Source organism: Paracidovorax sp. MALMAid1276, assembly GCF_049198005.1.
Classification (GTDB): Bacteria; Pseudomonadota; Gammaproteobacteria; order Burkholderiales; family Burkholderiaceae_C; genus Acidovorax.
Genome location: NZ_JBMIRS010000215.1, coordinates 23,246 through 49,344, shown reverse-complemented (window position 1 = coordinate 49,344; position 26,099 = coordinate 23,246). Strand labels below are relative to the sequence as shown.

The 26,099-nt window shown below is 65.2% G+C and carries 21 protein-coding genes and 3 pseudogenes; 10 read left to right on the top strand and 14 right to left on the bottom strand.

What is annotated here, in order from left to right; translation table 11 throughout:
• Positions 1-18: 18 nt before the first annotated feature.
• The 6 genes from ACOQFS_RS17470 to ACOQFS_RS17445 form a co-directional block, all read right to left on the bottom strand.
• Positions 19-825 carry an SDR family NAD(P)-dependent oxidoreductase gene (locus tag ACOQFS_RS17470; RefSeq protein ID WP_421564096.1) on the bottom strand — a complete coding sequence of 269 codons (807 nt, stop codon included), beginning with the start codon at positions 823-825 and terminating at the stop codon, positions 19-21.
• Positions 826-1,003: 178 nt separating this feature from the next.
• A complete protein-coding gene (locus ACOQFS_RS17465) occupies positions 1,004-2,743 on the bottom strand; it encodes a SulP family inorganic anion transporter (protein WP_421564095.1) in 1,740 nt (579 codons plus the stop codon).
• Between the two features lie 16 nt (positions 2,744-2,759).
• Positions 2,760-3,116 carry a TIGR01244 family sulfur transferase gene (locus ACOQFS_RS17460; protein WP_421564094.1) on the bottom strand — a complete coding sequence of 119 codons (357 nt, stop codon included), beginning with the start codon at positions 3,114-3,116 and terminating at the stop codon, positions 2,760-2,762.
• Position 3,117: 1 nt separating this feature from the next.
• Entirely contained in the window at positions 3,118-3,567 is a 450-nt protein-coding gene (locus tag ACOQFS_RS17455) for a DUF6691 family protein (RefSeq protein ID WP_421564093.1), read from the bottom strand.
• A gap of 33 nt (positions 3,568-3,600) precedes the next feature.
• The gene (locus ACOQFS_RS17450) at positions 3,601-4,032 is read right to left on the bottom strand and encodes a YeeE/YedE family protein (protein WP_421564092.1); all 432 of its coding nucleotides are present in this window, start codon (positions 4,030-4,032) and stop codon (positions 3,601-3,603) included.
• A complete protein-coding gene (locus tag ACOQFS_RS17445) occupies positions 4,026-4,361 on the bottom strand; it encodes an ArsR/SmtB family transcription factor (RefSeq protein ID WP_421564091.1) in 336 nt (111 codons plus the stop codon). The genes ACOQFS_RS17450 and ACOQFS_RS17445 overlap by 7 nt, the downstream gene beginning before the upstream one ends.
• 99 nt (positions 4,362-4,460) lie before the next feature.
• Here ACOQFS_RS17445 and ACOQFS_RS17440 point away from each other — a divergent pair, with 99 nt between their 5' ends.
• From ACOQFS_RS17440 to ACOQFS_RS17415, 6 genes and pseudogenes are all read left to right on the top strand, one after another.
• Entirely contained in the window at positions 4,461-5,321 is an 861-nt protein-coding gene (locus tag ACOQFS_RS17440) for an MBL fold metallo-hydrolase (RefSeq protein ID WP_421564090.1), read from the top strand.
• Positions 5,322-5,538: 217 nt separating this feature from the next.
• Positions 5,539-6,069 (top strand): molybdopterin-dependent oxidoreductase, encoded by a 531-nt coding sequence (locus tag ACOQFS_RS17435; protein WP_421564089.1) that lies wholly within the window; start codon positions 5,539-5,541, stop codon positions 6,067-6,069.
• A gap of 44 nt (positions 6,070-6,113) precedes the next feature.
• Positions 6,114-7,535, top strand: a pseudogene (locus tag ACOQFS_RS17430) (histidine kinase dimerization/phospho-acceptor domain-containing protein); the annotation flags it as partial.
• Positions 7,536-7,824: 289 nt separating this feature from the next.
• Positions 7,825-7,938 (top strand): annotated as a pseudogene (locus ACOQFS_RS17425) (hypothetical protein); the annotation flags it as partial.
• Positions 7,939-7,956: 18 nt separating this feature from the next.
• Complete coding sequence (locus ACOQFS_RS17420) at positions 7,957-9,228, top strand: response regulator (protein ID WP_421564110.1); 1,272 nt, start codon at positions 7,957-7,959, stop codon at positions 9,226-9,228.
• Positions 9,221-10,411, top strand: coding sequence for a response regulator (locus tag ACOQFS_RS17415; protein ID WP_421564088.1), 1,191 nt, complete (start codon positions 9,221-9,223; stop codon positions 10,409-10,411). Before ACOQFS_RS17420 ends, ACOQFS_RS17415 begins: the two co-directional genes overlap by 8 nt.
• Before the next feature lie 206 nt (positions 10,412-10,617).
• Here the strand turns inward: ACOQFS_RS17415 and bioB are convergent, their stop codons facing one another.
• The 7 genes and pseudogenes from bioB to scpA all read right to left on the bottom strand — a co-directional run bounded on the left by bioB (position 10,618) and on the right by scpA (position 20,277).
• A complete protein-coding gene (gene bioB, locus ACOQFS_RS17410) occupies positions 10,618-11,715 on the bottom strand; it encodes a biotin synthase BioB (protein ID WP_421564087.1) in 1,098 nt (365 codons plus the stop codon).
• A gap of 413 nt (positions 11,716-12,128) precedes the next feature.
• Positions 12,129-12,599 (bottom strand): VOC family protein, encoded by a 471-nt coding sequence (locus ACOQFS_RS17405; RefSeq protein ID WP_421564086.1) that lies wholly within the window; start codon positions 12,597-12,599, stop codon positions 12,129-12,131.
• A 150-nt stretch (positions 12,600-12,749) separates the two neighbouring features.
• A complete protein-coding gene (locus tag ACOQFS_RS17400) occupies positions 12,750-14,798 on the bottom strand; it encodes an acetyl-CoA carboxylase biotin carboxylase subunit (protein ID WP_421564085.1) in 2,049 nt (682 codons plus the stop codon).
• A 155-nt stretch (positions 14,799-14,953) separates the two neighbouring features.
• Positions 14,954-16,486 (bottom strand): acyl-CoA carboxylase subunit beta, encoded by a 1,533-nt coding sequence (locus tag ACOQFS_RS17395; RefSeq protein ID WP_421564084.1) that lies wholly within the window; start codon positions 16,484-16,486, stop codon positions 14,954-14,956.
• Positions 16,487-16,531: 45 nt separating this feature from the next.
• The gene (meaB, locus tag ACOQFS_RS17390) at positions 16,532-17,542 is read right to left on the bottom strand and encodes a methylmalonyl Co-A mutase-associated GTPase MeaB (RefSeq protein WP_421564109.1); all 1,011 of its coding nucleotides are present in this window, start codon (positions 17,540-17,542) and stop codon (positions 16,532-16,534) included.
• Positions 17,543-17,734: 192 nt separating this feature from the next.
• A pseudogene (locus ACOQFS_RS17385) lies at positions 17,735-17,944 on the bottom strand (GIY-YIG nuclease family protein); the annotation flags it as partial.
• Between the two features lie 161 nt (positions 17,945-18,105).
• Positions 18,106-20,277, bottom strand: a complete 2,172-nt coding sequence (scpA, locus tag ACOQFS_RS17380) for a methylmalonyl-CoA mutase (protein WP_421564083.1) — start codon at positions 20,275-20,277, stop codon at positions 18,106-18,108.
• 107 nt (positions 20,278-20,384) lie between these two features.
• On the opposite strand from scpA, the gene ACOQFS_RS17375 reads away from it, so the two are divergent.
• Entirely contained in the window at positions 20,385-21,020 is a 636-nt protein-coding gene (locus tag ACOQFS_RS17375; RefSeq protein WP_421564082.1) for a GntR family transcriptional regulator, read from the top strand.
• A 170-nt stretch (positions 21,021-21,190) separates the two neighbouring features.
• Positions 21,191-23,032 (top strand): AMP-dependent synthetase/ligase, encoded by a 1,842-nt coding sequence (locus ACOQFS_RS17370; RefSeq protein WP_421564081.1) that lies wholly within the window; start codon positions 21,191-21,193, stop codon positions 23,030-23,032.
• Positions 23,033-23,106: 74 nt separating this feature from the next.
• Here the strand turns inward: ACOQFS_RS17370 and ACOQFS_RS17365 are convergent, their stop codons facing one another.
• Positions 23,107-24,243, bottom strand: a complete 1,137-nt coding sequence (locus tag ACOQFS_RS17365) for a saccharopine dehydrogenase family protein (RefSeq protein ID WP_421564080.1) — start codon at positions 24,241-24,243, stop codon at positions 23,107-23,109.
• A 178-nt stretch (positions 24,244-24,421) separates the two neighbouring features.
• Here ACOQFS_RS17365 and ACOQFS_RS17360 point away from each other — a divergent pair, with 178 nt between their 5' ends.
• Positions 24,422-24,874, top strand: coding sequence for an Lrp/AsnC family transcriptional regulator (locus ACOQFS_RS17360; RefSeq protein ID WP_421564079.1), 453 nt, complete (start codon positions 24,422-24,424; stop codon positions 24,872-24,874).
• A 185-nt stretch (positions 24,875-25,059) separates the two neighbouring features.
• Positions 25,060-26,088, top strand: a complete 1,029-nt coding sequence (dusA, locus tag ACOQFS_RS17355) for a tRNA dihydrouridine(20/20a) synthase DusA (RefSeq protein WP_421564078.1) — start codon at positions 25,060-25,062, stop codon at positions 26,086-26,088.
• Positions 26,089-26,099: the final 11 nt, after the last annotated feature.

The following is a 26,099-nucleotide window of genomic DNA, read 5'->3' as shown; positions in this document are numbered from 1 at the left end:
ATAGCAAATGCCGGATGCTCACACCGGAACGGTGTAGTTCAGCGTCATGCGTCCGCCGTCCACGGTCACGATTTCACCGGTCACGTAGCTGGCCGCATCGCTGGCCAGCCAGGCCACCACGTCGGCGATCTCGGACGGCTCGCCCAGCCGCTTCATCGGCGTGCGGCTCATGATCTTGGCGCGGGCCTCGTCGCTCGTCAGCACGGCCTTGGCGGCGAGTTCGGTCGCTATCGTGCCCGGGGCCACCGCGTTCACGCGGATATTTTGGTCGGCCAGTGCCAGCGCCATTACCCGGGTGAGCTGGTTCACGCCGCCCTTGCTCACGTTGTAGCTGGCGATGCTGGGAATGGCCAGCACGCCGTTGACCGAGCTCATGTTGACGATGGCGCCGCCGCCGGAAGACGCCATGGCACGTGCCACGGCCTGGCCAACCAGGAACGAACCTTTCAGGTTGACCCGCAGCACGGCATCGAAATCTGCCTCGGACACGTCCAGAAAATCCGCCGCGCGAAAGATGCCCGCGTTGTTCACCAGCACGTCGATGCGCCCGTGCGCTGCCAGCACCTGGGCCACCAGCGCATCCACCTGCGCCTTGTCGCCCACGTCGCAGTGCACATACATCGCACCCAGCTCGTGCGCCAGCGCCTGCCCGCGCACGTCATCCACATCCACGATGACCGGCCTGGCACCATCGGCCGCAAACCGGCGCACACACGCCTCGCCAATGCCTTGCGCACCGCCCGTCACGACGCATACGCGCCCCTGGTGGCCGAAATGGATGGGGGAAGACGGGGACGATGGCGTTGGGTTGGGGGTGTGGATCATGGGGGTGGATGGTAGCGGGTGCATTGGGGCGGGCTGGCTATGGAGCGCCACGGACACGGTGTATTGAGTTGATACGATGTATATTATGTAAAATTATTCAGCCACTTTGCGGTGAATGGTTTGCGGGGTTGTTCACATGACCCCCGCTTCAAGAACGTCTGCGCCTGTCTGTCACAAACTAGATCGTCGCCGCAGGATCGTCGTAACGCCCAGGCATGTCGCTGGCCTGCCTTGCGTATTCGAAGGCAGCATGGGTACTCAAAAAAATCCGTCCTTCCAGCCGATGGCCGAGGGCTGTCTCGCTCAATCGATCGAGGACCGGTCCTTTCACTTCGGCCAGCAGCAGCGCCATGCCACGGTGCGCCAGGCTTCGCTCCAGATTCGTGAGCACGGCCAACGCGGTCGTGTCGATCTGGTTGACGGCTGAGCACACCAGAAGCACGTGGCGCGTATGCGGCTCGGCGGCCACCAGCCCTTCAACGCGGTCCAGCAAAACCTCCGAGTTGGCGAAATACAGGCTTTCATCCACCCGCACGGCTATGAGGCCGGGCTCTGTCGTAACCGTGTGGCGGGACACGTTGCGAAAGTGCTCTGTGCCGGGCACGCGCCCGACCACCGCGATGTGTGGATGGCTGCTGCGCCACACCAGGGTGCCCAAAGACAACGCCACCCCCATCAGGATGCCGGCTTCCACGCCCACAGCGACCACACCCCCGGCGGTGGCCAGCAGGGCCACGGCGTCAGCCTTGTCGTATCGCCACGCCTCGCGCAACGCCTCCACATCGATCAGCGACACCACGGCCACGATGATGGTGGCCGCCAGCACGGCGTGGGGCAAATAGTGAAACAGGCCGGTCAGCGCTGCGATCACCACGCCCATCAGCACCGCAGAAATGACACCTGCCAGCGGGGTGTTGGCGCCCGCCGCAAAGTTGACAACCGACCGCGCAAAACCGCCGGTCACGGGAAAACCACCCGACAGGCCGCTGGCAATGTTGGCAGCGCCCAGGCCCAGCAGCTCCCGGTTGGGCTGAATGCGCTGCTGCCGCTTGAGTGCCAGGGATTGCGCCACCGACACGCTTTCCACAAAACCCACCAGCGAGATCAGCAAGGCGGGCAGCAGCAAAGAACCCAAAGACGCCATCGAAACCGTCGGCCACGCGATCTGCGGCAATCCCTCTGGCACCGCACCGACGATGCTCACCCCTGCCGTGACGTCCCAGCGCATCGTTGCCACCCCTGCCGTGGACACCAGCACCGCCAACATCGGCGCAAGCTTGGACGCCATGTCAGCCCGTCGCGGGCTTGCGCCCAGGCGGACCAGCCAAGGCGCCATGGACTTGCGCGCCAGCAACAGAAAAAGGAGGCAGCCCGCTCCGATGCCCAGCGTGACTGGATTGGTTCGTGGCGCCGCCTGCGCCAGTTGCGCCACGGTGTCAAAGACATTGGTGCCGCCGGCATTCACACCCAGCAGGTGCTTGACTTGTCCCGCAGCGATCAGCACGGCCGAACCCGAGATAAAGCCGCTGATCACAGGATGGCTCAGCAAATGGGACAGAAATCCCAGCCGCAGGGCGCCAAACAGCAGCAACATGCCCCCTGAGAGCAAGGACAGCAGCGTGGCCAACGCTACGTAGTCGGGCGATCCGGGCGTCGCCAGCGGCTGCAAGGCGCTCGCCGTCATGAGCGATGCCACAGCCACCGGCCCCACCGCCAGCGTCATGCTGGAACCCAGCATGGCATAGGCAATGAGGGGCAGGATGCTGGCATACAGCCCCACCTCGGGTGGCAAGCCCGCCAGGAGCGCATAGGCCAGGCTCTGCGGGATCAGCATCACCGTGACGATCACGCCGGCGACGGTGTCTCCGCCAAGCCAGGATTTCTGGTAGTGACGGACCCAGTCGGGAACGAAGTTCATGATGGTTCGCGGATGCTCAGGACGCGTCGGCATCCAGGTTCTGCACCAGGCCAAACAACTGTGCAGATCGCGCACCCGAACGACAAAACGCCAAGATGGGCTTGGGGGCCGCCATCAGAGTTTTTTGCATCGCCAGCACCTGGTCAGGCGTGATGGCGCCGCTTACCACGGGCAGATAAACGTAGTGCAGACCGGCCAATTTGGCGGCGTGCTCCATGTCCGGGCTGGTGGGTTGTGCACCACCGCCCTCCCCGTCGGGTCGGTTGTTGATGATGGTCTTGAACCCCTGCTCCGCCAAAGACGCAAAGTCCATGGTGGCCAGTTGCGGCGACACCGCGAAGTCGGGGCTGAGGGCAATGATTTGAAGCGACATATCACTGGCCTCCGGTGTGGGGCGACGGAGTGCGCTGCGACATGCGTTCTGCCAGTTCAAACAGCCACATGCCCATCAGCATGGCAATCACAAAGACGATGGCTTTGGGCTGCCCTGCGCCTGCCGAAACGATGGCGGGCCCCGGGCAAAAGCCTGCAATGCCCCAGCCCACCCCGAAGATGAGGCTCCCGACCACCAGGCGGCGGTCAATGTCGCGCGACGCGGGGAGCTGCATGGCGCCACCCAGGAATGCGGTGGTGCGCTTCTTGGCGACGGCGAACGCCAACACGCCCACCGCAATGGCGCCGCCCATCACCAAGGCGAGCGATGGGTCCCACAAGCCGGCCAGGTCCAGAAACCCCAGTACCTTGCCGGGGTCGGTCATGCCTGAAACGATGAGGCCCAGTCCGAAGATCAGGCCGACCGCAAATTCTGCGATGCGATTTTTCATGGTGTTCGTTCTCCTGAAATGCATGGTGGGTGGTCAGGCCAGCACATGCCGGATGAGGAAGACGGTGACAAACCCGGCGCCCATGAAGGCGAGCGTTGCAACCAGGGACCGGGGCGACAAACGCGAAAGTCCGCACACGCCATGACCACTGGTGCAGCCCGATCCGTAGCGGGTGCCGATGCCCACCAACAAGCCCGCAAGTACCACCATGCCCCAGGTCGCATCAATGCGCGGCTGCGTGGGGCCGGCCACCAGCCAGTACAGGCCCGGCGCCACCAGCAAGCCCAGCACAAAAGCGAGACGCCAGCCCACGTCTCCAGCGCGTGGGCGCAGCAGCCCGCCCACGATGCCGCTGATGCCGAGGATCCGCCCGCTGAGCAGCACAAACAGTGCCGACGCGAGGCCCAGCAAGATGCCGCCCGCGAGGGCCGTCCAGGGGGTGAAATGGGTCCAGTCGATCAGCATGATGGGCTCTCCGATGCCGGGCCGCAGAACTGTTCAAACAACACGTTCATCACCGCCATGGCCTGGGGGCTTGCGATCTCGTAATAGATGTTCTTGCCCTCGCGGCGGGTATTGACGAGGCCCTCTTCGCGCAAGACGCCCAGTTGTTGCGACAAGGTGGGCTGAGAGATGCCGACCAGCTCTTCCAGTTCGCCCACCCGCTTTTCACCCTGGGTCAACTGGCACAGCAGCAGCAGGCGGTCAGGGTTGGACAACACTTTCATCAAGCGGCACGCGTTGTCGGCGGACTTGCGCAAGGCGTCAAGGTCCAAGGGTGTCTCTGCAAGCATGCGGTGCGCTCCTTATCAAATTCAATGTCAATATTCTATTGACCAACAAACTATTAGTCAATAAACTATTTGGATGGAGATTGAAACCGGAGCCCGCCAATGCAACCTCAGATAGAAGCCTTCTTCGATGACGCCACCGGTACGGTGAGCTATGTGGTGTTCGATCAGCCTGGCGGCCACTGCGCCGTGGTCGACTCGGTGCTGGATTACGACCCGAAGTCGGGCCGCACGCGACCGCAGTCTGCCGACAGGATCGTGGCGTTCGTGCAACGCCAAGCGCTGACCGTGCAATGGATTCTGGAGACCCATGCGCATGCCGACCATCTGTCGGCTGCGCACTACCTTCGGGGCAAGCTGGGCGGAAAAATCGCCATTGGGGCCTCCATCACCCAGGTGCAGAAAGTGTTCAACAAGGTCTTTCATCTGGAGCCCGGCTTCCACCCGGATGGCAGCCAGTTCGACCATCTGCTGCACGACAACGACGTGTTCGACATTGGCCAGTTGAAGGCTCGGGCGCTGGCCGTTCCCGGCCACACGCCTGCCTGCATGGCCTACCAGGTGGGAGACGCCGTGTTCGTGGGAGACACCTTGTTCATGCCCGATGTGGGAACTGCGCGCTGCGACTTCCCCGGGGGCAGCGCGCATACGCTGTACCAGTCGGTGCGCCGGCTTCTCGCGCTGCCGCCCGAGACGCGGCTGTTCATGTGCCACGACTACCCTCCGGATGGCCGTACGCCAACCTGGATGTGCACGGTGGCCGACCAGCGCGAGCGCAACATCCATGTGCGCGATGGCGTGAGCGAAGAGGCGTTTGTGGAGCTTCGCACGCGGCGGGACGCCGGGCTTGACATGCCGGTGCTCATACTTCCGGCCGTGCAGGTCAACATCCGGGCGGGCGCCATGCCGCCGCCGGAGGACAACGGTGTGCGCTATCTGAAGGTGCCGCTCAACACCCTTTGACGCTTGCCGTCTGACGTTCAAATTCCCATGCGCCCTCCCCCTGCGCGGCGCCCTGCCACAGCCCACTTACGCAGGCATGAATCGTAAAAAAAAGTGAATGCTGTTGCGCAGTGCACCAAAGCACTGGCACATTCCTACCTCGCCCGGGTTATAAATCTGTTTACCTTTTGCGGCGCAACGCCCAAATATGTGCCCAATACAAGCGAGGGGGGTCGTCATGTTCACTGTCGCCACGTTGTTGTCGGCCAGGGCAGTCGCCCTTGCGCTTGCAGTGCTGTCGTGTCTGGGCGTACTTGGCCCCCACGCGCTGGCGCTCGACAAGCCAGAGGGCCCGGTCATCCTGACGGTGGAGGGCAGCATCGGCCACCCCAACCAAGCGGGCAAGGCGGTGTTCGACATGAAGATGCTGGAGCAACTGCCCCAGCAAAGCTTTTCCACCAAAACGCCCTGGTACCCCCATGCCGTGACGTTCACGGGCCCGCTGCTGCGGGATGTGCTAGCAGCTGCCGGCGCCAAGGGCAGCAAGATCACGGCCGTGGCGCTCAACGACTACAAGACCGAGATCCCGGTGGACGATGCCACCCGGCACGACGTCATCGTCGCTCGGCTGATGAACAACAAGCCCATGCCGGTGCGTGAAAAAGGCCCGCTGTTCATTGTTTTTCCGTTCGACACCAAGGCCGAACTGCGCAGCGAGCTGTACTACAACCGGGCAGCCTGGCAGCTGCACCTGTTGCGCATCCAGTAGGCAGGCAGGCGCTATTCCTGCCGCCGCACCAGCACCGCATCAGCATGTTGCCCAGCAAATACATCCTGCGGGTGCTCATCACGGGCCTGGTGGTGGCCTACGTGGCCATTGCCACGGTGCAATACCACCAGTACCGCAGCGTGGAAGCGGTGATGCGGCGTGGCGACGTGAACGCGTTGTGGTCGTTTTTGCAGCTCAACGTGGAGTACGAAAAATTCGACCACGCCCTGCATCAATACGTCCTCGATCCTGAAAGCCTGCCGTATGAACGGCTCGAATTGCGCTACGACCTCTTTCTGAGCCGTTTCAGTGCGCTGGAGAGTGGCAGCGCGCGCACCCTGATGGTGGAGGAGCCCATCTACGGCAAGGCGCTGGCTTCGCTGCAGACTTTCGTGGCCAAGGGCGACCTTCTGTTCGGCCGCAGTGTGGATGCGCCCACGCGCCGCCAGAACATGGCCTTGCTGCGCAACGAGCTCAACGCACTGCGCGAGCCAGTGCAGGAGCTGTCTTTGAACGCATCGCGCGTTTCGGCCTTGCTGGGCGACACGCGCAACGCAGAAGTGAAGCACCAGACCCTGCTCACCACCGCGCTCACGGCATTTCAGGCGGTGCTTACCTTTTTGCTCGCCTTTGCGATGGCGCGCCAGTTTGTGAAACGCGAAAAGGCGAAATCGGTAGCCATGGCGGCGCAAGCCAAACTGGTGCAGGCATTGCAGCGCAATGAAGAAGCGCTGGAAGCGCGCGTGGCCGAACGCACCGCAGAGCTGCAGGAGCTGAACGTCGCCCTGCGCCAGCACGAGGAAGAGTTGGAGATTGCCCGTGCCCGGGCCGAAGACGCCTCGCAGATGAAGTCCGACTTTCTGGCCAACATGAGCCACGAGATCCGAACCCCGATGAACGCCGTGATCGGCATGAGCCACCTTGCGCTGGGCACCGACCTCACGCCCCGCCAGCGCGACTACGTCGAAAAAATCCAGCGCTCCGGCCAGCACCTTCTGGGTCTCATCAACGACATCCTGGATTTCAGCAAGATCGAAGCGGGCAAGCTGACCGTGGAGGTGGTGGATTTCGGTCTGCGCAGCGTGCTCGACAACGTGGCCAACCTGATCGGCCAGAAGTGCGGCAGCAAGGGCCTGGAGCTGATGTTCGACGTGGACCCCGCCCTGCCCGACGACCTGCGGGGCGACCCCCTGCGGCTCGGCCAGATCCTCGTCAACTACGCCAACAACGCCGTCAAGTTCACGGACCAGGGCGAAATCGTGGTGCGGGTGCAGGAGGTGGAGCGGGACGATCGGGGCATTCTGCTGCGCTTCGAGGTGCAGGACACAGGCATCGGGCTTTCGCCGGAGCAGCAGGCACGCCTGTTCCGCTCGTTCGAGCAGGCTGACGCCTCCACCACGCGAAAATACGGCGGCACGGGCCTGGGGTTGGCCATATCGAAAAACCTGGCGGGCCTGATGGGCGGCGACGTGGGCGTGCACAGCGTCCTGGGCCAGGGCAGTGTTTTCTGGTTCACCGCACGGCTGGGCCTGGGCGTGGCGCAGCAGCGGCCGCTCTTGCCGGAGCCCGACCTGCGCGGTCGGCGCGTGCTGGTGGTGGACGACAGCGAGCAGGCGCGCCAGATCATGGCCGACCTGCTGGCCAGCATGAGTTTTCGCGTGGAATGCGCCGCCTCGGGCGAAGAGGCGCTGGCGGTCGCGCGCGGGGGCAGACGCAGCGGGCAAACCCTTCGAGATCGCCTTTCTGGACTGGAAGATGCCGGGCATGGACGGGCTGGAAACCCACCGCCATCTCGGCGCCCTGCCCCACCCACCGCGGCCGATTCTGGTCACGGCCCATGGCCGGGACGATGTTCACGAAGCATTGGCGCAGGCCGGCATCGCGCTGATGCTGACCAAGCCCGTCAGCCCCTCGCAGCTGTTTGACGCTGCCGTGCGTGCCCTGGGCAGAACGGCGGTCACCGCCGCCAGCCTACCGGCGCGGCCCGCACGCGGCGCGCGGGACATGTCGGCCCTGCGCGGTGCGCGTGTGCTGCTGGTGGACGACAACGACCTGAACCAGCAGGTGGGGGCCGAACTGTTGGCTGCAGCAGGCGTGGTGGTGGACGTGGCAGACAACGGACAGGTGGCGCTCGACATGCTGGCGGCCCGGGCATACGACCTGGTGCTGATGGACATGCAGATGCCGGTGATGGACGGCCTCACGGCCACCCGCCACCTGCGGCTGAACCCCGCGTGGGCCAAGCTGCCCGTGCTGGCCATGACAGCCAACGCCATGACCGCGGACCGCGACCGCTGCCTGCAGGCCGGCATGAACGGGCACCTTGCAAAACCCATCGACCCGGACGAGCTGTTTGCCGCCCTGTTGCAGTGGATTGCGCCCGGCGCTGCCCGTGCAGCTACGCCGCAGGACGTTGCTGCAGGTTCGGACGACAAAGAAGCGCGCGGTGCTGGTTCGCCCATCTCGCCCGCCACAGCGGGCCGCGCCGGTGCAACGCTGGAACAGGCCCTGCAGGGCATCGAAGGGCTTGACGTGCCATCGGGCCTGCGTCGCGTGCTGGGCAAGCGGGCGGCCTACGAAAACCTGCTGCGCAAGTTCGTCGCCGGGCAGGCCCAGGCGGTGCACAACGCGCGGCAAGCGCTGGCAGAGGGCCGCCAGGAAGACGCCCAGCGCGCCATGCACACCCTCAAGGGCACGGCTGCCACCATTGGCGCAGCCGGGCTGGCCCAGCGCGCCCAGGCGGCAGAACAGGCGCTGGTGCAGCAGGCCCCTCACGCTGCACTAGACCCCCTTCTGCAGTCTGTGCACGAGGCCTGCCAGCCGCTGGTGGCCGCATTGCAGCAGGCCTTGCCGCCGGAGAACGAGGTCGAGGACGCCCACGACACCGCCACCCACCCGGCAGCGACCGGCGCGCAGCCCGATGCCGTTGCGGCGAAGACACTGGTGAGCCGCCTCGACGCCCTGCTTGCCGATGACGACTCGGACGCGATCGAACTGTTCAAGGAATCCGCCCCGCTGCTGAAGGCCACGCTGGGAGCGGCAGCGCACACCGCCATCAGGCGCGCGCTGGACGGCTACGACTTTGTGCAGGCCCTCGCGCTGCTGCGCGCGGCCCCGGCCCACCATTCACAACCTGCGGAGGTAAGCAACCATGAATAGCCCCCTGGAACCCCAAGGCAAATGCACCGTGCTGGTGGTGGACGACACGCCCGACAACCTGTCGCTGATGAGTGATCTCCTGCGCACCGACTACAAAGTCAAGCTGGCCCCGAGCGGCGAGCGGGCACTGCAGATCGTGGCTGGCGAGAGCAAGCCCGACCTGATCCTGCTGGACATCATGATGCCGGACATGGATGGCTACGAGGTACTGCGCCGCCTGCAGTTCAACCCCGACACCGAAGACATTCCGGTAATCTTCCTTACCGCCATGAGCGCTGCCGATGACGAGAGCGTCGGCCTGGAGCTGGGGGCGGTCGACTACATCACCAAGCCTGTCAACCCGGCCATTCTGATGGCGCGCGTGCGCAACCACCTGCAGCTCAAGCGCGCGCGTGACTACCTGGCCCACCACAACCGGCTGCTGGAGCAGGAGGTGGCCAGCCGCACCCGGGCGCTTGCGGAGCTGCAGGACGCCACGATCCGTGCCATGGCCTCGCTGGCCGAGACGCGCGACAACGAAACGGGCAACCACATCCGCCGCACGCAGCACTATGTGGAAGCCCTGGCCCGCAGGCTGCAGAAACACCCGCGGTTCAAGGAAGAGCTGACGGACGAGGCCATCGAGACCATCTTCAAGTCGGCCCCGCTGCACGACATCGGCAAGGTGGGCATTCCGGACCGCATCCTGCTCAAGCCCGGCAAGCTGACGCCTCAGGAGTTCGAGATCATGAAGACCCACACCACGCTGGGGCGCGACGCGATCGTGGCGGCCGAGGCCGAGGGCATGCAGGACAACCCGTTCTTCCGCTATGCCAAGGAGATCACCTACAGCCACCAGGAAAAGTGGGACGGCTCGGGCTACCCCGAAGGCCTGATGGGCAACACCATTCCGCTGTCGGCGCGGCTGATGGCGGTGGCCGACGTGTACGACGCCCTCATCTCCGAGCGCGTCTACAAGCCGGCGTTCTCGCACGAAGTGGCCGTCGAGATCATCCGCGACGGGCGCGGCAGCCACTTCGACCCCGACATGGTGGACGCGTTTCTGGTGCTGTCCGAAGAGTTTCGCGCGATTGCCGAGCGCTTTGCGGACGGTGCCCCAGCAGTGCAGGCGCAGGCAGCGCGCATCGCGGCCGACCTGCCCTCCGAGAGCATCGAAATCGGCCTGCGCATCGCACCCGCCTGACCGACTTCGTTCATACCGCACACCTCGGTCGCGCTGGCTGGAGCGCGCGCTCGACATGATGACGCCGGGATTGGATACCTTCGGTGTGGCTCGCAGGATGCACGAGCACCATGCCTGCGAGAGCACGCCCGTCATCTTCGTCACGGCTGCGACCGACGATGCCGCGCGGAGGGGCTCTCGCCAGCTCTCTCGTTCTCTCGCCTTGGTCAGGCGTGCCCGTGGGCCTGTTGGTGCCCGGGCTCGGTGGCGCCGGTGGTCGTGGTGCGGTGGCCGTTCAGCCCCAGCTTCGTCAGCAGTTGCACGTCGGCATCCACATCGGGGTTGCCCGTCACCAGCAGCTTGTCGCCGTAGAAGATGGAATTGGCACCCGCCATGAAGCACAGCGCCTGCACGGCCTCGCCCAGTTGCTGGCGGCCTGCCGAGAGACGCACGCGTGCCTTGGGCATGGTGATGCGCGCCACGGCGATCACGCGCACAAAGTCGAACGGGTCGATGGGGTCGCTGTCTGCCAGCGGCGTCCCGGGCACGCGCACCAGGCTGTTGATGGGCACCGACTCCGGGTAGGGCTGCAGGTTGGCCAACTGGGCAATCAGGCCCGCACGGTGCACCGGCGCCTCGCCCATGCCCACGATGCCGCCGCAGCACACGCTGATGCCGGCGCTGCGCACGTGCTGCAAGGTGTCGAGCCGGTCCTGGTACTGGCGGGTGCTGACCACGTCGGTGTAGTACTCGGGGGCGGTGTCGAGGTTGTGGTTGTAGTAGTCGAGCCCGGCTTCCTTCAGCGCCTGTGCCTGGTGCGACTCGAGCATGCCCAGCGTGGCGCAGGTCTGCAGGCCCAGGCCCTTCACCGCGCCGATCAGGGCGCTCACTTTTTCAATGTCGCGGTCCTTGGGCGCGCGCCAGGCGGCGCCCATGCAGAAGCGGGTGGCGCCGGCGTCCTTGGCGGCCTGCGCGGCGCGCACCACTTCGTCCACCTCCATGAGCTTTTCGGCCTTCACGCCGGTGTCAAACTCGGCCGCCTGCGGGCAATAGCCGCAGTTTTCGGGGCAGCCACCGGTCTTGACGGACAGCAGCGTGGCCAGCTCGACATCGCCCGCAGGCCAGTGCTGGCGGTGCACCGTCTGCGCTTCGAACAGCAGGTCCATCAGCGGCTTGTCGAGCAAGGCCTGGATGGCGTCCACCGACCAGGGGCCCACGGGTGCCGCCGGCGGCACGGGGCGGCGATGGATCTGGACGGTTTGGGGCGCTGCAGTGGCGGACGCCGGGGCTGCAGCGGCAGCGGGGGCAGAAAAAGCGATGGACATGGTTTGGGTTCTCTTCAAGGACTCTTTGCACGGCCCGGTGGCGGGCCCGGCGCTCAGAGGCGTTGCTGACGTGCCCTGCGCGGCGAGGAGTCGGCGCAGCGGCTTGGGGCGGATTCTGCGGGAGAAGAAGGCATGAATGCGCACCCTGTGGTCACAAAAAGTGCCAAGAAATGGTCGACATGAACAGGTCGCAACTCCATAAATTTTTGCGTGCAGATGCCGGGGTTTTCAGGGCATTTGGCGGCTTTTTAGCGAATGGCTGGTGGCGACCTTGCGGCGCAACGTGCAACGGCACGCGATCTGCAGCGATCATGCGGCCAACCCCCGGCGAAGTGGGCCGAGGATGGGCGACGTTGGCGCACTATTGATGCGCTGCCGATGATCCGGTGCGGGCCGCGCACCTAGTCCACCACTCAGCCCAGCGCGGCAATCACGTCCTCCGGCGCCTGCACCAGCTCGATCAGCACGCCCTCGCCCGCAATCGGAAATTCGTCGTTGCTCTTCGGGTGCAAGAAGGTGATGTCGTATCCGGCGGCGCCCTTGCGGATGCCCCCCGGCGCAAAGCGCACGCCCTGGGCCGTGAGCCATTCCACGGCTTTGGGCAGGTCGTCGATCCACAGCCCGATATGGTTCAGCGGCGTGGTGTGCACGGCGGGCTTCTTGTCGATGTCGAGCGGCTGCATGATGTCCACCTCCACCCTGTGCGCGCCCTGCCCCATCGCCAGGATGTCCTCGTCCACGTTCTCGCGTTCGCTCTGAAAGGTGCCGGTCTGCGTGAGGCCCAGCATGTCCACCCACAGGGTTTTCATGCGCTGCTTGTCGGTGCCGCCAATGGCAACCTGTTGGATGCCCAGGACTTTGAAGGGACGAGAATGAGTGGACATGGTTTGCTCCTCAATTGATAGCTATCAGCGCTTGATGGATAAGCGCTGAAGGCCAATTTGACTGAAATTTTCAGACGGATGTGCCTGGCGATAGGCCGCCGCCCGCCACCCACGGGGGCCTGGGGGCTCCGCGCCACGGCGCAGCGCATTTCACTGGAAGTCGAGAATCACCTGGTCCACCGACAGCGATTCACCCTTGCCCGCAGCGATCTTGCCGACCACACCATCCTGCGCGGCAAAGAGGATGTTCTCCATCTTCATGGCCTCGATCACGGCCAGCTTTTCGCCGGCCTGCACCTTCTGGCCCGGCTGCACGGCCACATCCACCAGCAGGCCGGGCATGGGTGAGAGCAGAAACTTGGACAAATCGGGCGGCGCCTTGTACGGCATCAGCTGGTGCAGCTGCGCCCCCAGGGGGGACAGCACCATGGCCTCGATCTGCGTGCCGTTGTGGGCAATGCGCAGTGCCAGCGGGTTGTTGCCCACGCCACGCTCCACCTGCGCAGTAAAGCCCTGGCCGTTGCAGGCGCCCTGCACGCGGATCTGGCCCAGCGTGGCATTGCTGCTGATCTGATAGCTGCGGCCCTGAATGGCGATGGCGCTGGAGCCCGAGCGGTCTTCAAAATCCGAGACCGTCACCGCATGGTGCTCGTGCCTGCCTTCGGCCCCCAGCACCACCACCACAAACTTCTCGCCCACCTTCACCTCATGCCCGGCCAGTTGCCCGCTGATGCCCGATGCGCGCGCGCGGTAGCGGCGGTGCATGAAGGCGGCAAGGGCCACCAGGAAGAGTGGATCGTCGTGCGGCACGTCCTCGGCATGAAAACCCTTGCCATAGTGCTCGGCGATGAAGCCGGTATTGAACTGGCCGCTGACGAAACTGGAATGCGCCAGCAACGCCGCCTGGAACGGGATGTTGCTGCTGATGCCGCGGATCACGAAGCCATTGAGCGCGGCGCGCATCTTGGCAATCGCGTCGTTGCGGTCCGTGCCGTGCACGATGAGCTTGGCGATCATCGAGTCGTAGAACATCGGAATCTCGCCGCCCTCGTACACGCCCGTGTCCACCCGCACGCCCAGCTTCTTGCTGGTGTCGGCCTGGAACATGGTCTCCTCCGGCGGCTGAAAGCGCACCAGGCGGCCGGTGGACGGCAGGAAGTTGCGGAACGGGTCTTCGGCGTTGATGCGGCATTCGATGGCCCAGCCGTCGCGCTTCACATCGGCCTGCGTCAGCGGAAGCTTTTCGCCTGCGGCCACGCGGATCATCAGCTCCACCAGATCGAGGCCGGTGATGCATTCCGTCACCGGGTGCTCCACCTGCAGGCGGGTGTTCATCTCCAGGAAGTAGAAATCCTGGTCCTTGCCCACCACGAACTCCACCGTGCCCGCGCTCTGGTATTTCACGGCCTTGGCCAGCGCCACGGCCTGCTCGCCCATGGCCTTGCGGGTGGCGTCGCTGATGAAGGGCGATGGCGCCTCTTCGATCACCTTCTGGTGGCGCCGCTGGATGGAGCACTCGCGCTCGTTCAGATAGATCACATTGCCGTGGCTGTCGCCGAGAATCTGGATCTCGATGTGGCGCGGCTCCTGCACAAACTTCTCGATGAAGATGCGGTCGTCGCCGAAGCTGTTGCGCGCCTCGTTCTGGCACGAAGCAAAGCCTTCAAACGCTTCCTTGTCGTTGTAGGCCACACGCAGGCCCTTGCCGCCGCCGCCGGCCGAGGCCTTGATCATCACGGGGTAGCCGATGCCCTTGGCAATCTCCACCGCCTGCTCGGGGCCACTGATCGCGTCGTTGTAGCCGGGGATGGTGTTGACCTTGGCCTCGTTGGCCAGCTTCTTGGACGCGATCTTGTCGCCCATGGCCGCAATCGAATGCGCCTTGGGGCCGATGAAGGCAATGCCCTCGTCCTCGCAGCGCTGGGCGAAGGCTTCGTTCTCGCTCAGAAAACCATAGCCGGGGTGAATCGCCTGGGCGCCGGTCTGCTTGGCGGCGGCAATGATGTTGTCGGCCAGCAGGTACGAGTCGCGGCTGGGCGCGGCGCCGATACGCACGGCCTCGTCGGCCAGCTTGACGTGGCGGGCTTCCTTGTCGGCGTCGGAGTAGACGGCGACGGTTTGAATGCCCATCTTGCGGGCGGTGGCGATGACCCGGCAAGCAATCTCGCCGCGATTCGCAATCAGGATTTTGGTGAACATGTTGTATCTCTTTCCAAGGGCTCTTACCCGAAACGTATTGGGTTAGGTGCTGGCACAGCCCAGCAAAGCGGTTGGGGCTAGGCGCTGGACCGCAGGCAGTAGCAGCGCTACGACAAGGTCAGGCAACGACGCCCCAAGGGCTGTGGCAGTGCCGCTCAAAGGGGAATGTTTCCGTGCTTGCGCCACGGGTTCTCGATCTTCTTGTTCTGCAGCATCACCAGGCTGCGGCAGATTCGCTTGCGCGTCTCGTGCGGCAGGATCACGTCGTCGATGAAGCCGCGCGCGCCGGCCACGAACGGGTTGGCAAAGCGCTTCTTGTATTCCGCCTCGCGGGCGGCGAGCTTGGCGGGGTCGTTCTTGTCTTCGCGGAAGATGATTTCTACCGCACCCTTGGCGCCCATCACCGCGATCTCGGCGTTGGGCCAGGCCAGATTCACGTCGCCACGCAGGTGCTTGCTGCTCATCACGTCGTAGGCGCCGCCATAGGCCTTGCGGGTGATGACGGTGATCTTGGGCACGGTGCACTCGGCATAGGCGTACAGCAGCTTCGCGCCGTGCTTGATGATGCCGCCGTATTCCTGGCTGGTGCCGGGCATGAAGCCGGGCACGTCGACAAACGTGACCACGGGGATGTTGAACGCATCGCAAAAGCGCACGAAGCGCGCGGCCTTGATGCTCGACTTGATGTCCAGGCAACCGGCCAGCACCAGCGGCTGGTTGGCGACGATGCCGACCACCTGCCCCTCCATGCGGGCAAAGCCGATGAGGATGTTCTTGGCGTATTCGGGCTGCAGCTCGAAGAAGTCGCCGTCGTCCACCGTCTTGACGATGAGTTCCTTCATGTCGTACGGCTTGTTGGGGTTGTCGGGCACCAGGGTGTCCAGGCTCAGGTCCACGCGGTCGGCCGGGTCGTTGCTCTTGCGCACCGGGGCTTTTTCGCGGTTGTTGAGCGGCAGGTAGTTGTACAGGCGCCGCAGCATCATGATGGCTTCGACGTCGTTCTCGAACGCCATGTCGGCCACGCCGCTGCGCGTGGTGTGGGTGACGGCACCGCCCAGCTCTTCGGCCGTGACTTCTTCGTGCGTCACGGTCTTCACCACGTCGGGCCCGGTCACGAACATGTAGGAGCTGTCCTTGACCATGAAGATGAAGTCCGTCATGGCCGGGCTGTACACCGCACCACCGGCGCAGGGGCCCATGATCATGCTGATCTGCGGAATCACACCGCTGGCCAGCACGTTCTTCTGGAACACGTCGGCATAGCCGCCGAGCGAGGCCACGCCCTCCTGGATGCGCGCGCCGCCCGAGTCGTTCAGCCCGATCACGGGGGCGCCCACCTTCATGGCCTGGTCCATCACTTTGCAGATCTTCTCGGCGTGGGTTTCGCTCAAGGCACCGCCAAACACGGTGAAGTCCTGGCTGAACACGAACACCAGGCGGCCGTTGATCATGCCGTAGCCGGTCACCACGCCATCGCCGGGCACCTTGTTGTCCTGCATGCCGAAGTCGGTGCAGCGGTGCTCCACAAACATGTCCCACTCTTCAAAGGTGCCATCGTCCAGCAGCAGTTCGATGCGTTCGCGCGCCGTGAGCTTGCCCTTCTTGTGCTGGGCATCGATGCGCTTCTGGCCCCCGCCCAGGCGGGCGAGTTCGCGCTTTTTCTCCAGTTGGTCCAGGATGTCTTGCATGGTCGTCCTTCGGTGAAATGCTGTCTTGTTGATACGGTTTGCTATCTATTTGGTAGCTGTCAGCGCTTGTCCAGATTGCGCTAAAAGCAAATTTCTTGCTGCAGTGGATGCGGCGATGCGCCCCGCCACCACGTCGGCCTGCAGCTGCGGCAGCAGGGCGCGCACCTCGGGGTGCTGCCTAAACGCCTGCTTGAGGCCGGTTTCGATGCGCTCCCACATCCAGGCCAGGGCCTGCTTCTCGCGCCGCTGGGCCAGGCGGCCGTTGGCGGTCTGCTGGGTGCGGAACTGGGTGACGGCGGCCCAGAAGTCCTGCACGCCGTGGCCCAGCAGCGCGCTGATCTGCACCACGCGCGGCTGCCAAAGTGCGCCGTGGCTGGCGTGGTCGGGGTTGCCGTGCATGCCCAGCAGGCGAAGGCTGGAGGTGATCTGCGCCTGCGCCCTCGTGGCGGCGTTCTTGTCGATGTCGGCCTTGTTGATCGCCACCAGGTCGGCGATTTCCATCACGCCCTTCTTGATGGCCTGCAGGTCGTCGCCCGCGTTGGGCAGCTGCATGAGCACGAACATGTCCGTCATGCCCGCCACGGCAGTCTCCGACTGGCCGACGCCCACGGTTTCGACGATGACGATGTCGTAGCCTGCGGCTTCGCACACCAGCATGGCCTCGCGCGTCTTTTCGGCCACACCGCCCAGCGTGCCGCTGCTGGGGCTGGGCCGGATGTAGGCCTTCTCGTGCACCGAGAGGTGCTCCATGCGCGTCTTGTCGCCCAGGATGGAGCCACCGGACACGGTGCTGGAGGGGTCGATGGTGAGCACGGCCACACGGTGGCCCTGGCCGATCAAATACAGGCCCAGCGCCTCGATGAAGGTGGACTTGCCCACGCCGGGCACACCGCTGATGCCCAGGCGGAAGGCTTGGCCCGTGTGGGGCAGCAGCTGGGTCAGCAGCTCGTCGGCCTGCACGCGGTGGTCGGCGCGGGTGGATTCGAGCAGAGTGATGGCCTTGGCCATGGCGCGGCGCTGGAGGGGGCCAGGTTGGCCAATGACTCCCTCAAACAGGGGGTGCGCTGTTTTCGTCCGGCCTTCGACAGGCTCAGGCTGAACGGTTTGGGGCGTGCTGGCATGGTCTCCTCCTACCCGTTCGGGCTGAGCCCGTCGAAGCCGGGGCGCGCTCGCAACTTTGCCGTGCGACTGTGCCAACTCTTGAACTCGCGCCCAATCACCCGCCATCAGCGCTTCCTTCTTGGCCCGCGACCAGCCCTTGATTTGCAATTCAAAAGCCAGAGCCCCTTCGCGGGTTTCAAACTCACCGTGCCACATCAATTCCACTGGCTTGCGCAGCGATGTGTAGCCCACCTCGCCGCCGTCATGCTGCTGCATGCGCAGCTCCATGTCATCGGTGTGGCCGACGTAGTACGACCCGTCGGCGCAACGCAGGATGTAGACGTAAAAGGGGCGCATGTTTCAGGCGTTGATAAGAACGAACGTCGGCACCACGCCACACTGCTCAGCCTGCACCACCTCAAACCGTTCAGCCTGAGCTTGTCGAAGGCCGTCACAGATTTGTGCCCTGGCTTCGACAAGCTCAGCCCGAACGGGTGGGGTGGCATTGGGGCATGCCATCACGCCGCCACAGCCTTCCGAATCTGCTCCAGCACATCCTTGGCGCTGGCCGGAATCGGCGTTCCCGGGCCATACACGCCCTTCACGCCGGACTCATACAAGAAGTCGTAGTCCTGCGCCGGAATCACCCCGCCCACAAACACGATGATGTCGTCCGCCCCCTGCTTTTTCAGCTCGGCAATGATGGCGGGCACCAGCGTCTTGTGGCCTGCCGCCAGGGTGCTCACGCCCACGGCGTGCACGTCGTTTTCAATCGCCTGGCGCGCGCACTCTTCGGGGGTCTGAAAGAGCGGCCCCATGTCCACGTCAAAGCCCAGGTCGGCAAACGCGGTGGCCACCACCTTGGCGCCCCGGTCGTGGCCGTCCTGGCCCAGCTTGGCGATCATCACGCGGGGGCGGCGGCCCTGTTCGTCGGCAAAGGCGTTGATTTCGGTCTTGAGTTTGTCCCAGCCCTCGGCCGAGTCATAGGCAGCTGCATACACACCGGTCACCTTTTGCGTATCGGCGCGGTGGCGCCCAAATACTTTCTCCAGCGCATCGCTGACCTCGCCCACCGTGGCGCGCAGGCGGATGGCCTGGATGGACAGATCCAGCAGGTTGCCCTGGCCGGACTCTGCTGCAGAAGTAAGAGCATCCAGCGCTTTACGCACCTGCGCTGCATCGCGATTTGCCTTGATTTTTTGCAGCCGCGCAATCTGGCCGTCGCGCACCTTGACATTGTCGATTTCCAGAATGTCGACCGGGTCTTCCTTGGCCAGCTTGTATTTGTTGACGCCGACGATCACGTCCTTGCCGCTGTCGATGCGCGCCTGCTTCTCGGCCGCCGCCGCCTCGATCTTGAGCTTGGCCCAGCCGCTGTCCACCGCCTGGGTCATGCCGCCCATGGCTTCGACCTCTTCGATGATCTTCCAGGCGGCGTCCATCATGTCCTGGGTCAGCTTTTCCATCATGTAGCTGCCGGCCCAGGGGTCGATCACGCTGGTGATGTGGGTCTCTTCCTGAATGATGAGCTGCGTGTTGCGCGCGATGCGGGCGCTGAACTCGGTGGGCAGCGCAATGGCCTCGTCGAGCGCGTTGGTGTGCAGCGATTGCGTGCCGCCAAATACGGCCGCCATGGCCTCGATGGTGGTGCGCACGACATTGTTGTAGGGGTCCTGCTCGGTGAGCGACCAGCCCGAGGTCTGGCTGTGCGTGCGCAGCATCAGGCTCTTGGGGTTCTTGGCGTTGAAGCCTTTCATGATGCGGCACCACAAGAGGCGCGCGGCGCGCATCTTGGCGACTTCGAGGTAGAAGTTCATGCCGATGGCCCAGAAGAACGACAGCCGCCCGGCAAAGTCGTCCACGTCCATGCCCTTGGCGATGGCGGTCTTCACATATTCCTTGCCGTCGGCCAGCGTGAAGGCCAGCTCCAGCGCCTGGTTGGCCCCGGCTTCCTGCATGTGGTAGCCGCTGATCGAGATCGAGTTGAACTTGGGCATGTTCTTGCTCGTGTACTCGATGATGTCGCCGATGATGCGCATGCTCGGCTGGGGCGGGTAGATGTAGGTGTTGCGCACCATGAACTCTTTCAGAATGTCGTTCTGAATGGTTCCGCTGAGCTTGTCCTGGCTCACGCCCTGCTCTTCTGCCGCCACCACGTAGCCTGCCAGCACCGGCAGCACCGCGCCGTTCATGGTCATCGACACGCTCACCTTGTCCAGCGGTATCTCGTTGAACAGGATCTTCATGTCCTCCACCGAGTCAATCGCCACGCCGGCCTTGCCCACATCGCCCGTTACGCGCGGGTGGTCGCTGTCGTAGCCCCGGTGGGTGGCCAGGTCAAACGCCACCGACACGCCCTGCCCGCCGGCCGCCAGCGCCTTGCGGTAGAACGCGTTCGATTCTTCGGCGGTCGAGAAACCGGCGTACTGGCGGATGGTCCAGGGGCGCACGGCGTACATGGTGGCCTGCGGGCCACGCAAGAAGGGCTCGAAGCCCGGCAGCGTGTCGGCATAAGGCAGGTTCTGCGTGTCGGCAGCGGTGTACAGCGGCTTGACGGTGATGCCGTCCGGCGTCACCCAGTTCAGCGCGTTCACGTCGCCACCCGGTGCGGACTTGGCAGCGGCCTTGGCCCAGGCTTCCAGAGAGGTGGGGGCAAATTCTGGGGTGTTGCGAGGGGGGGTGTCACTCATGGCGAGGTGGGCTCCGAAGATGGCTGGGGTGTTTCCCGATGTGGCGGCGAGTTTACATCATTCATAATTATTGATTCAAAATATCTGCGCCGCTTACAATCCGCCCCATGTCCGCTGTCACCCTCACGCCCCGCGCCTTGTACGAAGAAGTTGCTGAGCAACTGCGCCAGCGCATCTTCCGCCGCGAGCTGGAGCCCGGCAGCTGGATTGACGAGCTCAAGATTGCCGAAGAATTCGGCATCAGCCGCACCCCCCTGCGCGAGGCGTTGAAGGTGCTGGCGGCCGAAGGTCTGGTCACGATGAAGGTGCGCCGTGGCGCCTATGTGACGGAGATGAGCGAAAAGGACCTGCGCGACGTATACCACCTGCTCAGCCTGCTGGAGAGTGACGCCGCCGGTGTGGTGGCAGAGCGGGCCACCGACGCGCAATTGCAGTCACTGAAAGACCTGCACGCCGAGCTGGAGGCCGCCACCGGCAACCGCGAGCGTTTTTTTGCCATCAACGAGCGGTTTCACATGCTGCTGCTGGAGCTGGCCGACAACCGCTGGCGCAGCCAGATGGTGGCCGACCTGCGCAAGGTGATGAAGCTCAACCGGCACAACTCGCTGCTCAAACAGGGGCGCATTGAAGACTCGCTGCGGGAGCACCGCACCATCCTGGCGGCCATGGTGGCGCGCGACGCCGCTGCCACTGTGCAGGCGATGCAGGCGCACTTCGCGCAGGGCCTGGAAGCGGCGGCCTGACGCAACAACCCGCACGGCCGCTTGGATGAGGTGATCATTCCGGAAACAGGAATGCACCATTCGGCGACCCAGGGGCCGAATCGCCTGCAACAGCCACTTGGCTCAGTATCATCCTGCGGGTTTTCCCTGGCCTGCGCCCTGTCAGGCGCTTCGCCCTCACCGCAGGTTCCATGTCTCCCACACCCCCCGATATCGCCAGCGTGCGCACGCTGCCGCAGTTGCTGGCCTTCCGCGCCGCCGCCACCCCCCACGCCGAGGCGTACCGAGCCTTTGACCCCGCCACCCAGGCATGGCAAAGCCTGAGCTGGGCCGCCACCGCGCAGCGCGTGGCCGGCTGGACACGCGCCCTGGCCGCGCAGCAATTGCCCGCCGGGGCCCGCGTGGCCGTGCTGCTGCCCAATGGGCTGAACGCCATGAGCATTGATCAGGCGGCCCTTGCAGCGGGCTGTGTGCCGGTGCCCCTGCACGCCATCGACAACCCCGGAAGCATCGCCTACATCCTGGCGGACTGCGAGGCCTCGATGCTGATGGTGGGTGACGCGGTGCAGTGGGCGCAGATTCGCGCTACCGGCACCGCCTTTCCGGCCCTGCGCGCCGTGGTGGTCGCCGAGGGTGCTGCGGCACCTGCCCCACCCGGCGAATCCGGCCCCGTGGTCATTGCGCTGCACCAGTGGCTGGCCAGCGCAAATGCACCCACGCCGCCCGCGCCCGTGGTGCCGCCATCGGCCGACGACCTTGCCGCCATCGTTTACACGTCGGGCACCACGGGCAAGCCCAAGGGGGTGATGCTCACCCACCACAACGTGATCAGCGATGTGAAAGCCGTGCTGGACCGCATCGCGCCCACGGTGGACGACGTGTTCCTGTCGTTTCTGCCGCTGTCGCACACCTTCGAGCGCACGGGCGGCTACTACCTGCCCATGGCGGCCGGCAGCTGCGTGGCCTATGCCCGCTCGGTGCCGCTGCTGGCCGAAGACCTGAAGACCGTGCGCCCCACGGTGCTGGTGTCGGTGCCGCGCATCTACGAGCGCATCCACGCCAAGTTGATGGAGAAGCTGTTGGCCAGCCCCTGGAAGATGCAGCTCTTTGAGGCCGCGCAGGCCAAGGGCTGGGCGCGTTTCTGCGCCCAGCAGCACCTGCCCGCGCCTGCCGACGATGGCAAGGGCGGCTTTATGCGCGCCTTGCCCTGGCCGCTGCTGCGCGCACTGGTCGCCACGCCGCTGCTGGCGCAGTTTGGCGGTCGCGTGCGCGTGGCGGTGAGCGGCGGCGCGCCGTTGTCGCCCACCATTGCTCAGTGCTTTCTGGGCCTGGGCCTGCCGCTGGTGCAAGGCTATGGCATGACGGAAACGACCCCCGTGGTGTCCGTCAACGCGCTGGGCGACAACGACCCCGCCAGCGTGGGCCGGGCGCTGCCCGGCGTGCAGGTGCGCATTGGCGACAACCGCGAGCTGCAGGTGCGTGGCCCGATCGTGATGAAGGGCTACTGGAAGCGCCCCGAGGATACGGCGCGCACTGTGGATGCAGAGGGGTGGCTGGGCACCGGTGACCAGGCGGACATCGTGGGTGGCCGCATCTACATCCGCGGGCGCATCAAGGAAATCATCGTCACGTCGACGGGCGAGAAGGTGCCACCCGGCGACCTGGAGCTGGCGCTGCAGTCCGACCCGCTGCTGGAGCAGGCCTTTGTGGTGGGCGAAAACCGCCCTTTCATCGCCTGCGTGGCCGTGGCGAACGCGGGCGAGTGGCAGCGCCTGGCGGCCGACCTGGGCCTGGACCCGGAGGACGCGAAGAGCCTGAATCACCCCAGCGTGCACCGCGCCGTCCTGGCGCGCATCGAAAAAAGCACCGCCGGCTTTGCGCGCTATGCGGTGCCCCGTGCGGTGCACCTCACGCTCTCACCCTGGACGATCGAGAACAGCTTCATGACGCCGACGCTCAAGCTCAAGCGCGCCCCGCTGATGGCGCACTTTGCGCAGGCCATCGAGGGCATGTACAAGAAGCCCGGGCGCTGAGCATGTCGTGAAGAGGTCCGAGCGACGCAGTGGCTGCAGGGCCGCGACTGCTTTGGCCGCTGCACCTGCGTGCGTCAAGGCACCCGTTCTTCCGCAGCCGCGAACGCGGCGCCGAACCGGTTGCCCAGAAAATCCTCAAGCCGCACCGACTCTTGCCCCACAAATCCCTGCTGCGGCAAGCGGCCTTGCGCCACCAGATCCAGCACGGTGCAGATGCCCGCCGCCGTGGTCAGCTGAATGGCGCTCAGCGTGTGGCCGGCCACCTGGGTGCCCACGATGTGCGCAGAGTAAGACTCCTGCACCAGCCGCCCGCCCTTCTGGCCCGTGGCGGTGGCAAAGACGACGATCACATCCTGCTGGGTGGTGGGAATCGCGGTTTCCAGGATGTCCTTGAGCAGGTCGCGCCGCTCGCGCAGGCGCAGGTCGTTGAGCAGCAGCTTGATGATGGCGTTGTGGCCCGGATAGCGAATGGACTGGTAGTCCACCTGCCGCGCCCGGCCCGCCAGGGTCTCGGTCAGCGTGCCCAGGCCGCCCGAGGTGTTGAACGCCTCGTATTCCACGCCATCGAGCACAAACGTCTCCAGCCCCTCCAGTGCGGGCACCGTGGTGCGCTCACCCTCCACGATGGCTTCGCAGGGGTTGCAGTACTCGTTGATGAGGCCTTCGGTGCTCCACGTCAGGTTGTAGCGCAGGGCACCCTGCGGAAAGCGCGGCAGCGCGCCCACCCGCATGCGCAGCGAGTCCAGGGCATCGAAGCGCTGGGCCAGGTCGTTGCCCACGATGCCGATGAACCCCGGCGCCAGCCCACACTGCGGCATCAGCACGCTGCGCGCCGTGGGTGCGAGCGCGCGGACGGCCTGCGTGCTGGCCACATCCTCGGTCAGGTCAAAGTAGTGCACCCCTTCGGCCGCGCACAGCGTGGCCACCGGCACCGCACGGCGAAAGGGCAAGGCATTGAGAACGGCAAAACGGCCGTGGATGGCGGCCTGCAGGCTCGCATCGTCGGTCGAAACCCGGGTGGAAACACCCAGCGCAGCCACTTCGGCCAGCCGCGCGGGGTCGCGGTCCAGCACGAGGACCTCGTATTCGCTGGCATGCTGCTGCAGCAGCACTGCGATGGCAAACCCGATGTGCCCCGCACCCAGCACGGTGATGGCGCGGCGGGTGCCGGGGGCGTCGGGCGAAGCGGAGGTGGTGGTTTCAGCGGTCATGGAAGTACTCCTGGTGGCCCCACCGCGCAGGCTGGCGGTGAGAAGCAAACACGTTGTGATGCCTCGATGCTACGGACTGCCAGTGTCAATGTGTAGCAGGCAAAACGTCGAATAATGAATTCAATCTCGTCATAACGACGAAAATGAGGCGAAGCATGACTTCATGGCCCCCTGAGAGATGAACCAGACCCTCGATGACACCGATCGTCAACTGCTGAGCCTGCTGCAGGCCAACGCCCGCGAGGGCACCGCCACCCTCGCACGCAAGCTGGGCCTGGCCCGCACCACCGTGGTGGCGCGCATCGCGCGGCTGGAACGCACTGGCGTCGTGGCCGGGTATGGCGTGCGGCTGGGCACGCGGCTCGATGCCACCACCGTGCGCGCGTGGTGCTCCATCAGCGTGCTGCCCAAGGCGGCGCCGGCCGTGCTGCGTGCGCTCGAATCCGTGGCCGAGGTCGAGGAGGTGTCGGCCGTGAGCGGGCCCTTCGACTACCTGGTGTTTTTGCGCTGCGCCAGCCACGAGCAGCTCGACGCCCTGCTGGACCGGGTGGGCCAGCTGGAGGGCGTGCACCAGACCCAGACCAGCATCGTGCTCAGCCGCAAGATTGACCGCAGAAGCGTGGGTGCCTAGTGAATGCTATGAATTACATAGCTATAACCCCAATACAGTAAAGCGGTAGGGGCCATTTTTAATCATAACCCTGGCTTCACGCCGGGCGGGCGGCGGTGGGATAATCGCGGCCTTGCACAAGACGAGGCGCGCCACGCTGCCGCCCGTCTCCCTCCTTGTTCCCACCCCGCCCCCTCCGAGTTCCCGTGGACCCCACCCTGAGCCCCTGGCGCATGTCCGTCGCCCCCATGATGGATTGGACCGACCGGCACTGCCGCTACTTTCACCGGCTGCTGACGCGCCACACCCTGCTCTACACCGAGATGGTGAACGCGGGCGGCATTCTGTATGGCGGCACCGAGCGCCACCTGCGCTACAACGCCGAGGAACACCCGGTGGCCCTGCAGCTGGGCGGCAACGAGCCCGACAAGCTGGCGCAGGCCGCGCGCCTGGGCGCGCAATGGGGCTATGACGAAATCAACCTCAACTGCGGCTGCCCCAGCGACCGCGTGCAGCGCGGCGCCTTTGGGGCCAGCCTGATGAAGGCGCCCCAGCTGGTGGCCGACGGCGTGAAGGCCATGCGCGACGCGGTCGGCAGCGACGTGCCCGTCACCGTCAAGCACCGCATCGGCATCGACAAAGAGGAGGACTATGGCTTCGTGCGCGACTTCGTCGGCACCGTGGCCGAGGCTGGCTGCACCGTGTTCATCGTGCATGCCCGCAACGCCTGGCTGCAGGGCCTTTCCCCAAAGGAAAACCGCGACATCCCGCCCCTGCGCTATGAAGTGGTGCACCGCCTGAAGGCCGAGTTCCCGCAGTTCACCATCGCCATCAACGGGGGCATCCAGGCAGATGCGCTGGTGCAGGAGCAACTCGCCCACCTGGATGGCGTGATGATCGGCCGCGAGGCCTACCACAACCCCTGGTGGCTGGCCCGCTGGGACGCGCTCTACTACGGCGGCGCGCCCTGCCCCTTGAGCCGCGAAGAGGTGGAGCTGGCCATGGTGGAGTACATGGAGCGCGAGACCGCCCTGCACGGCACGCCCTGGCCCCACATCGCCCGCCACATGCTGGGCCTGCGCCACAGCCTGCCCGGCGCACGCCTGTGGCGCCAGGTGTGGAGCAACCACCTGCTCAAGGACCGCCCGGCGCGGGAGGTGCATGCGCTGGCGAAGGAGACGTATGCGACCTTAGCCTACGGCCACACCGAAGAACCCGCGGCGGCGGCCGGTTAGCCCACCCGGCT